Here is a 12,830-nt window from a genome sequence, read left to right as displayed (position 1 = left end):
TGGGCATCGTGGGACATTCTTCGGACGGTGCCTCGCTGGGCTTCCCGTCGCGGCTGCGCACGGTGCGGCTCGACGGCACGCCCGTCTACCGCTACCAGCAGCGTCCCGGCCTGCCTCCCGTCTCGGTGACCCGCTTCGACACCGGGACCGCCCACGCCGACCTGCCGCCGGACCACCGGCACGCCCACGACTTCCTCGTCCTGGTCTACATCGAGGACGGCGTGGGCTCGGTCGTCATCGACGGCGCCGAAAGGCCGCTTCGCGCCGGCGAGGTCCACGCCCTGTCGCCGGGGCAGGTCATCGGCGTCACGAGCATCACCGAACTCGCCGGCAGCCGCGCGTGGGCGGTCGCGTTCACCCCGGACGCCGTCCCCGCCCTGGCCTCGGTCTCCCCGCTGGCGTGGACGCACCACCCCCTGCTCGCCCTGTTCGCCCCCGGCGCGGGCCAGGGCCGGGTCCCCGAAACCGACCGGGCGACCTGGTCGGCGCTGCTGGCGGACCTGGCCGGGGAACTCGCCGACCCGGGCCGTCTCGGTGCCCGCGAGGCCATCGCCGCCACGCTCACCCGGCTCCTGGTCGCGGCCGCGCGACTTGCTCCCGCCGCCCCGGCCCCGCCGGAACCGCTCGTCGAGCAGGTCTTCGCCGAGATCGAGGCGACGTTCCGCGAACCGGTCTCCGCCGCGGACGTCGCCCGCGCGCTCGGCTACACGCCCGGCCACCTCACGACCGTGCTCCGCAGGCGCACGGGCCGCCCGCTCCTGGAATGGATCACCGAACGGCGCATGATCGAAGTCAGGCGCATGCTGCGCGAGACCGACCTGCCGCTCGACGCCGTGGCCGCCCGGACCGGCCTGCGGGACGCCACCTACCTCGTCCGCCGCTTCCGAAACCGCTACGGCGTCACCCCGCAGCGATGGCGCCGCGCCGAACGAGCATGGCCATGAGCCTGAACGGCCCAGCCGGAACGCGCGCGCCCGACCACGACCGGCGTCATGCCGCTCTTCGTGCGGAAATGGGCCACAATGCCGGTGTGACGCGGCTGCTCGATGACTCCGCGCTGGCGAGATCGTCGGTCGTGGCGAACTGCACGATGAACCGCGAACGGTCGCTCAGCGGTTCCAACGGCTATGGCAGAGAACTAGGCATCGACGTCATGGCCGAGATAGGCGCCCGCACAAGGGCATCGGCGCCCGTCCGGTGGCTGGACCTCTGCTGCGGCAGCGGACGGGCACCGGTCGAGGCCGCCAGGCTCCTGACCGACCGCGGCCCGGCCGGACAGGTGGAGATCATCGGGCTCGACCTCGTGGACCACTTCGTCGCGGGCCCCCTGCCCGCGATGGTGCGCCTGATCAGCGGGTCGGTGACCGAGTGGGTCCCGGGCGGCCGCTTCGACCTGATCACGTGCGTGCACGGCCTGCACTACGTGGGCGACAAGCTCGACGCCCTGAGCCGCGTCGCGTCCTGGCTCACCGGCGACGGACTCTTCGCCGCCAACTTCGACGCCCGCTCGGTCCGCCGTGCGGACGGAGCACCCGCCGGCCGCCGGCTCACCGCCGAACTGCGCGCACAGGGCTTCGCCTACGACTCAGCCCGCCACCGGATCTCCCGCCGAGGAAACGGACAGGTACGCCTCCCGTACCGGTACCTGGGAGCCGACGACCAAGCCGGCCCCAACTACACCGGCCAACCCGCCGTCAACTCCCTCTACGCCCCACTCCCATAAACCTGCTCGTGACCTGCGGGCCGACGGCTCATCGCCACCGTTGCTGGAGCAACGACGCGTCAGATGCGCGTGAGCTGCGACAACTCGGACCGTAGTTGCGTTGCTGCGGGCCTGTCGGCGGGATCCTTCGCGAGCAGACTCATCAGCAGCGGGCCCAGCGGAGACCCCGCACGCTGCGGAGTGAGCGGCGGCTCGGTCAGGACGGCGGCCATTGCCGCTGTCGGGCTCGGCCTACCAAAAGCGGGCCGTCCTTCGACGGCGTAGAAGAGCGTGACACCGAGCCCCCACAAATCGGTGGCAGGTGAACTCTCGAGCCCCCGGATCTGCTCCGGGGCCATGTAGGACGGGGTGCCGATGACGGCGCCCGCCTCGGTAAGCGTCGGATCACCTTCGAACCGCGCGATCCCGAAATCGGCGAGCTTTATCGATCCGTCCTTCTGGACAAGGACGTTCGCGGGCTTGATGTCGCGATGGATGATTCCGAGTTCATGTGCTTCCGCCAGCACATCGAGCATTTCAAGACCCATCGCGGCGACCCGTCCGGGAGGCAGCGGCCCCTCGGACTCCACCTTCTTGTCGAGCGACACGGCCTTGACCAGCTCCATCACGATGAGAACCGAACCCTGGTCCAGAAGGACGTCATGGACGGTCACCGCGTTCCGGTGCGCGAGCTGCGCGGCGGCCCTGGCCTCGCGCAGCATGCGGGCCCGCATGGTCTCCTGGGCGGTGGGAGAGCCTCCGGACGGCGGGAGCAGCTGCTTGATCGCCACCTGCCGTCCCAGCACGCCGTCCCTGGCCCGCCAGACCACGCCCATGCCGCCGCGGCCGAGTTCTTCCAGCGGCGTGAACCGCCCCGCCGACAAGGTGGCGGCACCGGACTCCCCCATGGCCACGGTCGGCGCCGGCGACTGCTGCGGCGGAGCGGTCGCCGTGAAGACCTCGGTCCGCTGCGCCGAGGGCCCTTGCTCCATCTGCCGACGCGCTCGTCGGAAGCGTCGCTGCGTCGTGAGCACGAACAGGAAGGCCAGGCCGAGAAAGAGCACAACGACGAGGGGACCAATACCAACGCCCCAAGGCCATGACCCCTTCAAAGGAAACCCTTCGCTTGGCGCAACTTGATCAAGCCTATTGGATACTACGGCTATTTAACCCCAGGACGGCAACCCTCGGCCATAGGCGAAGAAGCGTCAAGCAGAACGAGGGGCTGCCCGCTTTCACGAGTCACGTCCCGACCGTAAGGGCCGGACGCGCGGCGCACCGGAATCGGATGGGAGAAGTGCCCCGCTGAGGTGGTTGCCGTCAGAAGGCCGGAACCGTGATCGGTTCCGGCCTTCCGGGTCGTACGAAGCGGGTCAGGGCGGGGAACTCGAATTCCGCCGTCTTGCTCAGGCGGGTAGTCCTCGGACCTCTTGGACGAGGGTCGTGGCCGCCCTGGCCAGGAGGGTGGTGTCGTTTCCGGCCACCACGAAGCCGAAGCCCTGCGTGATCGCCTCGGCGGCCGCGGTCGCGCTTCCCACTGCCGTCCCGCACGGTCGGCCCGCGGCACGGGCCGCGTTCAGGCCGGATCGCACCAGGTCGGTGTGCCGGGGGTCGCCGGCCCCTACCCCCATCGACAGGGCGAGGTCGGCCGCGCCGATGAGGACGGCGTCCACGCCCTCGACGGCGAGGATGCCGGGCGCGTTGCGCAGGGCCTCCTCGCTCTCCAGTTGCGGCACGCACAGGGCCTTTTCGTTGCCGAAGCGCAGGTAGTCCTGACGGGGGCGGAGCCCCCAGCCCCCGGCGCGGCTCGTCCCGCCGGAGCCGCGCGTGCCGTCGCCCGGGAACCTGACCATGCGCACGACCGCCTCGGCCTGCTCGACCGTGTCGACATGGGGGACGAGGACGCCGCCTGCGCCGGCGTCCAGCACCCGCTGCACGATGCCGTGGTCGTGCGAGGGGATGCGGACGAGCGGGACCAGCCCGTGGCCCGCCGCGACGACGATGTGCCGGTACGCGTCGGACATGCTCAGCATGGAGTGCTCAAGGTCGATCACGACGAAGTCGAAGCCGGCGTAGGCGGCGATCTCGACGCTCTCCGAACCGGTCATCTTGATCCAGCTTCCGAGCGGGACGCCGCGGTCCGCCGCGAACAGCTCCGGGGGGTCAGAGATCACGTGCGTGGTCCTTCCTGGACGGCGCCCAGAACACCAGCCACCGGTTGGCCGTGACGACGACCGCGTGCAGGCTCATGCCGATGACCGACAGCATCACCACCACGGCGAACGTCCGGGCCACGTCCATGTTGAAGTTGGTGGCCTGGATCGTGTAGCCGAGGCCCGCGGTGGCGCCGACGAACTCGGCGACGACGGCGCCCGTGACGGAGAGGATCACCGCCACGTCGAGCCCCGCGAAGATGTGCGGCAGCGCCGAGGGAAGCCGCAGCCGGCGCATGATCTGGAACTCGCTCGCGCCGAACGACCTCAGCATCTCGATCTGCTCGGGCTCGGCCGAGCGCAGTCCGAGGATGGAGTTGACGAGCAGCGGGAAGTAGGCGATCAGCGCGATCGTCAGGACCTTGGACGTCATCCCGATGCCGAACCACATCAGCAGCAGCGGCGCCATGGCGACCTTGGGGATGGTCTGGATCAGCACGAGGATGGGCAGGAAGGCCTTGTCGACGACGCGGAACTGGGTGATCAGCCCCGCCGACGCCAGCGCCAGGACGATCGCCAGGCCGAAGCCGATGAGGATCTCCTTGAGCGTGACCCACATGTGCTCCAGCAGGAACCCGCTTCCCAGGCCGTCCACCAGCGAGCGCACGACGTCGGACGGCGCCGGCACGAGCACGATCGACACGTCGAAGGCGCGGACGACCAGCTGCCAGAGGGCGACGATGATGAAGAACAGCCCCCAGCTGAGCACGAACCCGGGGACCTGGCGCCGGGGCGCCGACCTTCCCGCCGGTCGGAGCGCGGGTGCGCCGCCCCCGCCGGCGTCCGCCGTGTCCGGCGCCTGTTCGGCCGCCCGCGTGTTGCCAAGCTTCATGATCGCTCCTAGTGCGCGCTGTGCTCGGAGTTGAGGAGGACGCGGATGCGGGAGGCGATCTCGCCGAACTCCGGAGTGTTGATGTCCTCCAGCCGCCGGGGACGGGCCAGGTCGACGTCGATGACCTCGGCGATGCGGCCCGGCCGCGGCGTCATGACGACGACCCGGTCGGACAGGAGGACGGCCTCGGGGATGCTGTGGGTGACGAAGAGGACGGTCTTGCGGTCCCGCTCCCAGATGTCGAGCAGGTCGAGCCCCATCTGGTCGCGGGTCATCGCGTCCAGGGCGCCGAACGGCTCGTCCATCAGCAGGATCCGCGGATCGTGGAGGAGCGCCCGGCCGATGCCGACCCGCTGCTGCATGCCTCCGGACAGCTCGCGGGGGTACTGGTCGGCGAAGTCGCGGAGCCCGAGCATGTCCAGGTGCTCGGCCACGCGCTTGTCGAGGTCGGCGCGCGGGCGGCGGGGCCCCACGTCGTGGGAGATCGTCATGTTCTTCGCGACGGTGCGCCACGGCAGCAGCAGGGGCTGCTGGAAGACCATGCCCAGCAGGTTCTCGTGGCTGCGCGCCGGGCCGAAGGCCACCTCCCCCTCGCTCTGCCGGGTGAGCCCCAGGATGATCTTGAGCAGGGTGCTCTTGCCGCATCCGCTCGGGCCGACGATCGAGACGAACTGCCCTTCGGGGACGGTCAGGCTGACATCGTCCAGCGCGAGCACGGTCCTGCCGCGCTTGGCCTGGTAGCGCATGGTGATGTGGCGGAGTTCGACCGCGACGTCGGTGACGGTCGGCGGGTGCGAGGGGGTGGGCATGTTCCGTCCTAATCGTTCGGCTGGTCGCTCGGGTCGCTCGGGGCGGGCGGCCGCGTTCCGCCCATCTCCTTGGTCAGGGCCATGGCGGTCTCCCGGACGGCGACGGCCGTCGGCGAGTCGGGGGCCGTGGGCAGCATCCGGTCGGTGCCGATCGCCGCGATGGTGGCGCACACGCCCGAGTCGGCGAACACGGGCGCCGCGATGACGCTGATGCCGCGCTGGTTGGCCGGGTAGATGCTCAGCCCGATCTCCCGGGCGGCGGTGATGCGCTCGACCAGGCCGGTGCGCTGGGCCAGCGGCAGGGAGGCCAGCAGCCGGTCGACCTGGAGCTGGTCGGGAAGGTGGGCCAGGAAGGCGATGGCCTGGGCGGTGTCGAGCGCGAGCTGCGAACCGACGCGCACCGTGACGAGCGTGCCGTGGGCGGAGTCCTCTTCGACCAGCGACACCACCGGGCCGGACGGCCCCCACAGCGACAGCACGGACGTGACGCCCGTCCGCCCGGTCAGCTCGCGGAGGTGGGCGGGGGCGAGCTGGATGATGCGGCGCTGCCCGATGGCGAAGGCGCCGAGCTGGATCATCAGCCGGCCGGGTATGTAGCTCGCCGGGCGGCTGCCGCGCTCGAGGAGCCCGGCCGCGGTCATCGACGTGAGATACCGGTGCACCGTGGTCCGGTTGAGGCGCAGCCGCTCCGTCGCCTCCGACACCGACAGCTCCGGTGAGTCCGGGCCGAACAGGGCGAGTATCTGGGCCATCCGGCTCACTGCCTGGATATCGGACTGGCCCTGCTCCGTCATGCACGTCTCCCTCGGCTTGGCGCTCCGGCGCTTTGGTCGTCATGTGAACTCGTTGTTCACCATCCGTGTGAGCGTCGAGGATAGCAAAGTGACCTGGGCCACGCAAGAGTGATCGCAGGTCGGCCGGCCCGTCGCTGTATCGCTCGCAACTTGATCAGATCGGCCCGCTGAAGGCGGGATTCTGTGCGATCGACATGAGAAGAGAGTGCTCACCGCCGCCGCCGCGCCACGGATTCGCAGGTCGAGCATTGACGTTCACGAAGTGGGCATCTAGTCTGCATCGCGAACAACTAGGAGGTTGCCGATGCCCGGACCTAGCGCGATCACCACCGTGCTGCGCGGAACGATCGACCTGCACTGCCATTCGGGGCCGAACCCGTTCCCCCGGCGCTTCGACCACGCGGACGCCGCGGTCGACGGCGAGCGAATCGAGATGCGCGCGATCGTCGTCAAGTCGCACCACCACAACACGGTGATGGACCTGCTGGCGATGGGGGACCGCCTGGCCAGGAGCAGCACCCGGATGTTCGGCGGCATCGCGCTCAACAGCCAGGTCGGAGGCATCAACCCTTATGCCGTGGCGATGTGCCTGCGCATGGGCGGGAAGGCCGTCTGGTTCCCGACCTTCTCCTCCGGCCGGCACATCGAATGCCATCCCGAGGGCGGCGGGTTCCCCACGGCGACCGTGGACGTCCCGTCCGACCGGGTGGACGTCCACGACGACGCCGGCGGCCTCCTCCCCGAGGTGCACGAGGTCCTCGACCTCATCGCCGAGAGCGGCGCGATCCTCAGCGGCGGCCACCTCCCGCCGGAGACGATCGCCCAGCTGTTCGACGAGGGCCGGCGCCGCGGCGTCACCCGCATGGTCATCAACCATCCGAACTTCGTCATCGGCGCCGAGCCGGAGCAGTGCCTCGAACTGGTGCGCGGCGGCGCCTACGTCGAGCACGAGGTCGGGATGTACGACCCCGAGGGGTACCGCAAGTGGGACCCCAAGGACCTGCTCACCTGGATCGAGAAGATCGGGCCCGAGCACACCGTCCTCGCCTCCGACCTCGGCCAGGCCAACCGCCCCCTCCCCGTCGACGCCTTCATCCGGGTCGGGTCGGCGCTGCTGGACCTCGGGCTGAGCGAGTCGGACCTGCGGCAGATCACCTGCGTCAACCCGGCCCGCCTGCTCGGTCTGGACGACTGAACAGGCGGACGACCAGAGACAGGAGTCTCCAGTGCAAGCGCAGCAAGCGAGCAAGAGCAGGGCCGCCGCGGAGTACGTCGAGTTCCCCGACCTCGAGCCGAGCGCGCGGTCCGATGCCGGTACGCGGACGTGGACGGCCCGCGGGCAGAACTTCGTCGTCGCCTACTCCAGCGCCGTCGCGGGCGACGAGCTCACCCGCGAGGACCAGAGCGACGAGTACGTCGTCGTCCTGCCCCACGAAGGGTGCGCGGCGACCGTGCGGACCCCCGGCGACGAGCGGTCGGTGACGGGCCAGGCCGTGATCGTCATGCCGCCCGGCCGGTCCTCGGTCGTGGCGGACGCCGACTGCGACCTCGTGCGGCTGTTCACCGTGGCGTCCGCCGAGTCCCTCGCGCGGACCGCCGTCAACCAGGATTCATACGAGCAGCCCGACCCCAAGGTCGCGTCCTTCGAGCCCTGGCCCGACCCTCCCGGCGGCCACCGCATCCGCGCGTACCCCCTGTCGGAGGTGCCCGTCGACCCCGAGCGGTTCGGACGCATCTTCCGGTGCAGCACGTTCATGGTGAACTTCCTGAACCCGCGGACCGGCGTCCGCGACCCCGAGTCCCTGTCCCCGCACCAGCACGACGACTTCGAGCAGTGCTCCCTCGCGGTCGAGGGCGACTTCGTCCACCACATCCGCACGCCCTGGACGCGCCGGATGAGCGAGTGGCTGCCCGACGAGCACCAAGCCTGCGGCAGCCCGTCGGTCGCGGTGATCCCGCCGACGGCGGTGCACACCACCCAGTCCGTCGGGTCCGGCCGCAACCAGCTGATCGACATCTTCTGCCCGCCGCGAGCCGACTTCTCCGCCCGGCCGGGCCTGGTCCTGAACTCCGACGACTACCCCACCCCTGCGTGATCGGGAAGGACGGGACATGAAACCGAAGTCCCTCTGGAGCCTCACCGCGGTCGTCCTGGCCGCCTTCACCGCCGTCTCCTGCGGGTCGTCCGACCCGGAGGTCACGGCCGACGGCCGGACCGTGCTCAAGGTGGCGATCGCGACCCCGAGCTGGAACGCCGGGTTCGCGACGCTGGCGGTCGCCGAGGCGCGCAAGTACTTCGCCACGGAGAAGGTGGACGTGAAGGTCTCCACGTTCGCCTCCGGGACCCAGGTCGCGCAGCAGGTCATCGCCGGGCAGTCCGACATCGGGCTGATGACCGCGGAGCCGGTGGGCATCGGGCTGGAGAAGGGCACCAAGCTGGTCTACTTCGCCGGGTACTACCCCAAGTGGATCTCCAACATCCAGGTCCCCGCCGGTTCGAGCGTGCGGAGCGTCCGGGACCTGCCCGGCAAGCGCGTCGGCGTCACCGCCGTGGCCAGCTCCGGCACGACGTTCGTGCGCACCGCCATGAAGATGGAGGGGCTGGACGCCGGCACGGTGAAGTTCATCCCGATCGGCTCGGGAGCCGAGCAGATCAACGCGATCAAGAGCGGCAAGGTCGACGCGCTCGGCCTCTGGGACACCCAGTACCAGCTCGTGAAGAACGCCGGGATCGACCTCACCCCGATCCCGATCGCCTCGACCGACGGGCTGTTCGGCGGCGGCTTCGCGGTCAAGGCCGACGTCGTCCAGAAGAGGCGGGACGTCCTGACCCGCTTCGGCAGGGCCATGGCGAAGGCGATGGTCTTCGCGCAGGCGAACCCGGGCGCCGCCGTCCGCGACCTGTGGACGCTGCATCCCGAGAGCAAGGGCCCGGCGTCCGCGCCCGAGGACACCGTGCTGTCCGACCAGGTCAAGGTCCTGAAGGTCCGCCTGGACGGCCAGGGCGTGGAGCCCGGCAAGGACCGGTGGGGCGAGATGGACGAGAAGGCCGTCACCGCCACGGTGTCCTACATGCAGCAGGCCGGGCTGATCAAGAAGACGTTCCCGGCGACCGAGATCTTCACCAACGACCTGATCCCCGAGATCAACAAGTTCTCCTTCGCCGAGGTCCGCGGTGCGGCGAAGGCCGCGAAGTGAACCGTGCGGCGAAGGCCGCGAAGTGAACCGTGCGGCGAAGGCCGCGAAGTGAACCGTGCGGCGAAGGCCGCGAAGTGAACGGCGCGGCGAAGGCCGCCTAGTGAACGGTGTGCAGTCCCCCGCCTCCCTCCACCCCACCCCACAGCTAGGGGGACCTAGTGAAACTCAACCGACACGGCCGGCTCGCGCCGGTGGTGGCGCTGGCCGTCGCGGCGCTCGCGCTGGCCGGGTGCGGCGGCTCGTCCGGCGGCAAGTCGTCCGACGGGCGTGACCGGATCAGGCTGGGCATCGGCTCACCGAGCTGGAACGCCGGATACGCCACCCTCGCCGTCTCCGAGGCCAGAGGCTACTTCGCCAAGGAGGGCCTGGACGTCGACGTGCAGCTGTTCCCGTCCGGGACCCAGGTCGCCCAGCAGGTGATCTCCGGCCAGATCGACGTCGGGCTGATGACACCGGAACCCGTCTCGATCGGGCACGCGAAGGACACCGGGCTGACGTACTTCGCGCAGTACTGGACGCGCTGGATCTACAGCCTGAAGGTCCCGGAGAACTCCCCGATCGCCTCCGTGGCCGACCTGAAGGGCAAGCGGATCGGCGTCACCGCCGTGGCCAGCTCCGGAGGGACGTTCGCCCGGACGGCGATGAAGACGCAGGGCCTCGACCCGGAGTCGATCAAGCTGCTGCCGATCGGCGCCGGCGCCGAGCAGGTCACCGCGATCAAGAGCGGCAAGGTCGACGCGCTGGCGCTCTGGGACACCCAGTACCAGATCGTCGAGAACTCCGGTGTGAAGCTGAAGCCGCTGCCGGTGCCCGGCACGGAGAACCTGTTCGGCGGCGGGCTCGCGGTGAAGCGGCCCGACCTGAAGAAGAAGGAGGACCTGCTCGTCCGGTTCGGCAGGGCGTTCGCCAAGGGCGTGGTCTTCGCGCAGGCCGATCCCGAGGCCGCGGTCGGCGACCTGTGGAAGCTGCACCCCGAGGCCAAGGGAGCGGCCTCGGTTCCGGAGGACCGGCTGCTGGCCGGGCAGGTCAAGGTCCTCAAGGTCCGGCTGGACGGCCAGAAGGCCGGGCCCGGCGACGGCGACGGCTGGGGCCGGATGGACCCCGCCTCGGTCACCGCCACCGTGAAGTTCATGACCGCCGCCGGCCTGATCGGCAAGGAGTTCCCGGCCACCGACATCTACACCAACGACCTGATAGCGAAGATCAATGCCTTTCCCCACGACGAGATCCGCGCCGCCGCGAAGAAGGCGGCCTGACATGGAACCGGCATGAGGCTCGGTGCGGCGCTCGACCTGGGGTCGGCACAGGCGACCCGCCCCCAGGTCGACCGCGCCGCGCGCCTGCTGGAGGCGGCCGAGGAGAACGGGCTCACCTCGGCCTGGCTGGGGGAGAGCTACCACGTCCGGCCCGAGGTGTTCCACCTCCCGGCCGTGCTGGTCGTCCTCGCGCACCTGGCCGGGCGCACGGACCTGCCGCTCGGCACGGCGGTGCTGCTGGCCCGCGCGTACGAGCCCCGGCGGCTCGCCTACGAGGCGGCGCTGCTCGACCAGTTGTGCTCCGGCCGGCTGACCCTCGGCCTCGCCCTCGGCAACGCCGATCTGGCGGAGCGGGTCGGCGGCGGCACGGACGGCCGCCGCCCGGCGGAGTGGCTCGCCGCCCTGGTCGCCTCGCTGCGGGGGACCTGGTCGGCCGCACCCGGAACGGAAGGACCGGCGCCGGTCATGCCGCCGCCCGCGCGGCCGGGAGGCCCGCCGATCCTGCTCGGCGGGCGCACGTCCGCGGGGGCGGTCAGGGCCGCGACCATCGGCGACGGCTACTACGCGGCCACCAACTACGGCGACGATCTCCTGGCCGCGCGGGCCGCCGAGTACCGGGACGCGCGCGGCGCAGCGCCGGGCGAGGTGGCGGTCACCCGGCTGTGCCTGGTGGACGAGGATGCCGACCGCGCCCGGGAGACGGCGGCCGAGTACTTCGCGCCCGTCCTCGACTACTACACGAGCCGTCGCGCGTGGATGGGCCTGGACGGCCCGGAAGCCCCCCGGCTCCCGCTGGTCGGGTCACCGGCCGACATCGTTGCGGCGCTCCGGCGGTACGCCGCGTCCGGGGTCACGTCCGTCCAGCTCCGCGTCGCCCCGTACGGGACGCCGCCGGAGGTGGCCCGGCGGACGCTGACGCTGGTCGGGAGCGCCGTGCTGCCCGAACTGGACAAGGCCGGGGGCGACCCGCCGCCGGCGAGATCGGACACGGAGAGGAGAGCGCTCGGATGAGTCCACGGGACGGCATCCCCGCGTACCGGGAGCTGCTCGAACGCGAGGACGCGCCACCGGGCTCGTCCTGGGAGGTCTTCGGCGAGCACGACCAGCTCGGCACGCTCAACTTCATCGGCCCTGACCAGGTGCGGGACGCGGTCGGGCTCGTCCGCCGCGGCACCGTGTTCAACCTCGACTACCCGCTGAACACCTTCGTCCCGCCGCCGGCCGGGACCAGACCGAAGACCGTGCACCACATCTTCTCCAACAACCCGAACCACCGGGACGACTGGCTCGACTCGTTCTACCTGCAGTCGACGTCCCAGATCGACGGGCTCCGGCACATCCGCCACCCGCGGTACGGGTTCTACGGAGGCGTGCCCGACGAGGACATCGCCGAGGAGACGCCGGCCCTGGGCATCCAGACGGTCGCGCAGCGCGGCATCGTCGCCCGCGGCGTGCTGCTCGACGTGGCCCGGCACTTCGCCGACCGCGGCACCCCGCTCGACCCGGCCGGCAACTACATGATCACTCCGGCCGACCTGGACTCCGCGGCCGCGGCGCAGGGCGTGGAGTTCCGGCCCGGGGACGTGCTCCTGCTCAGGGTCGGCTGGGCCCAGTACTGGCTCAACGAGGTCGGCGAGGAGGACCGGCACGCCTTCCGGTCCAAGATCCGGCACCCCGGCCTCATCCAGTCGCAGGAGATGATCGGGTGGCTCTGGGACCACCGCTTCGCGATGGTCGCCTCCGACGACCTGGGCGTCGAGGCGCACCCGGTCAACCCGCACTCGGGCCTGGTCGACCCGGACGAGCCGCTCCCCGAACGCGGCGTCGTCCACAACGGGATGATGCACCGTCCGCTGATCGCCCTGCTGGGCCTGTTCCTCGGTGAGCTGTGGAACCTGGAGGCGCTGGCCGAGGACTGCCACGCCGACCGGACCTACGAGTTCATGCTGACCGCCAAACCGCTCAACCTGGTCGGCGGCGTCGGATCACCGCCGAACGCGATGGCGATCAAGTGAAGGGTGACGCG

At 70.8% G+C, this 12,830-nt stretch carries 13 protein-coding genes; 8 read left to right on the top strand and 5 right to left on the bottom strand.

Going from position 1 to position 12,830, the window contains the following annotated elements; translation table 11 throughout:
* Positions 1–8 precede the first annotated feature (8 nt).
* Both K4S16_RS18405 and K4S16_RS18400 read left to right on the top strand, forming a co-directional pair.
* Entirely contained in the window at positions 9–944 is a 936-nt protein-coding gene (locus K4S16_RS18405; RefSeq protein ID WP_200841961.1) for an AraC family transcriptional regulator, read from the top strand.
* A gap of 86 nt (positions 945–1,030) precedes the next feature.
* Entirely contained in the window at positions 1,031–1,723 is a 693-nt protein-coding gene (locus tag K4S16_RS18400; RefSeq protein ID WP_200841960.1) for a trans-aconitate 2-methyltransferase, read from the top strand.
* A gap of 59 nt (positions 1,724–1,782) precedes the next feature.
* Here the strand turns inward: K4S16_RS18400 and K4S16_RS18395 are convergent, their stop codons facing one another.
* From K4S16_RS18395 to K4S16_RS18375, 5 genes are all read right to left on the bottom strand, one after another.
* Positions 1,783–2,766, bottom strand: a complete 984-nt coding sequence (locus K4S16_RS18395) for a serine/threonine-protein kinase (RefSeq protein ID WP_149260220.1) — start codon at positions 2,764–2,766, stop codon at positions 1,783–1,785.
* 342 nt (positions 2,767–3,108) lie between these two features.
* Positions 3,109–3,876: an HpcH/HpaI aldolase/citrate lyase family protein gene (locus K4S16_RS18390; RefSeq protein WP_200841959.1), complete on the bottom strand. Its 768-nt coding sequence runs from the start codon at positions 3,874–3,876 to the stop codon at positions 3,109–3,111.
* The gene (locus K4S16_RS18385) at positions 3,866–4,747 is read right to left on the bottom strand and encodes an ABC transporter permease (protein ID WP_149260219.1); all 882 of its coding nucleotides are present in this window, start codon (positions 4,745–4,747) and stop codon (positions 3,866–3,868) included. Before K4S16_RS18385 ends, K4S16_RS18390 begins: the two co-directional genes overlap by 11 nt.
* 8 nt (positions 4,748–4,755) lie before the next feature.
* The gene (locus tag K4S16_RS18380; RefSeq protein ID WP_149260218.1) at positions 4,756–5,556 is read right to left on the bottom strand and encodes an ABC transporter ATP-binding protein; all 801 of its coding nucleotides are present in this window, start codon (positions 5,554–5,556) and stop codon (positions 4,756–4,758) included.
* An 8-nt stretch (positions 5,557–5,564) separates the two neighbouring features.
* Entirely contained in the window at positions 5,565–6,350 is a 786-nt protein-coding gene (locus K4S16_RS18375) for an IclR family transcriptional regulator (protein WP_149260217.1), read from the bottom strand.
* Positions 6,351–6,654: 304 nt separating this feature from the next.
* Here K4S16_RS18375 and K4S16_RS18370 point away from each other — a divergent pair, with 304 nt between their 5' ends.
* The 6 genes from K4S16_RS18370 (at position 6,655) to K4S16_RS18345 (ending at position 12,819) form a co-directional block, all read left to right on the top strand.
* The gene (locus tag K4S16_RS18370; RefSeq protein ID WP_149260216.1) at positions 6,655–7,545 is read left to right on the top strand and encodes a DUF6282 family protein; all 891 of its coding nucleotides are present in this window, start codon (positions 6,655–6,657) and stop codon (positions 7,543–7,545) included.
* A 31-nt stretch (positions 7,546–7,576) separates the two neighbouring features.
* Positions 7,577–8,446 (top strand): hypothetical protein, encoded by an 870-nt coding sequence (locus tag K4S16_RS18365; RefSeq protein ID WP_149260215.1) that lies wholly within the window; start codon positions 7,577–7,579, stop codon positions 8,444–8,446.
* A gap of 16 nt (positions 8,447–8,462) precedes the next feature.
* The gene (locus K4S16_RS18360) at positions 8,463–9,548 is read left to right on the top strand and encodes an ABC transporter substrate-binding protein (protein ID WP_149260214.1); all 1,086 of its coding nucleotides are present in this window, start codon (positions 8,463–8,465) and stop codon (positions 9,546–9,548) included.
* 158 nt (positions 9,549–9,706) lie between these two features.
* Positions 9,707–10,804 (top strand): ABC transporter substrate-binding protein, encoded by a 1,098-nt coding sequence (locus K4S16_RS18355; RefSeq protein ID WP_200841958.1) that lies wholly within the window; start codon positions 9,707–9,709, stop codon positions 10,802–10,804.
* 12 nt (positions 10,805–10,816) lie between these two features.
* Positions 10,817–11,815, top strand: coding sequence for an LLM class flavin-dependent oxidoreductase (locus K4S16_RS18350; protein ID WP_149260213.1), 999 nt, complete (start codon positions 10,817–10,819; stop codon positions 11,813–11,815).
* Complete coding sequence (locus tag K4S16_RS18345; RefSeq protein WP_149260212.1) at positions 11,812–12,819, top strand: cyclase family protein; 1,008 nt, start codon at positions 11,812–11,814, stop codon at positions 12,817–12,819. The genes K4S16_RS18350 and K4S16_RS18345 overlap by 4 nt, the downstream gene beginning before the upstream one ends.
* Positions 12,820–12,830 lie beyond the last annotated feature (11 nt).

Origin of the sequence: Actinomadura sp. K4S16 (genome assembly GCF_008327685.1) — a bacterium.
GTDB lineage: Bacteria > Actinomycetota > Actinomycetes > Streptosporangiales > Streptosporangiaceae > Spirillospora.
Note: the sequence above shows the minus strand (reverse complement) of the source record. Positions and strands in the feature narration are given on the sequence as shown.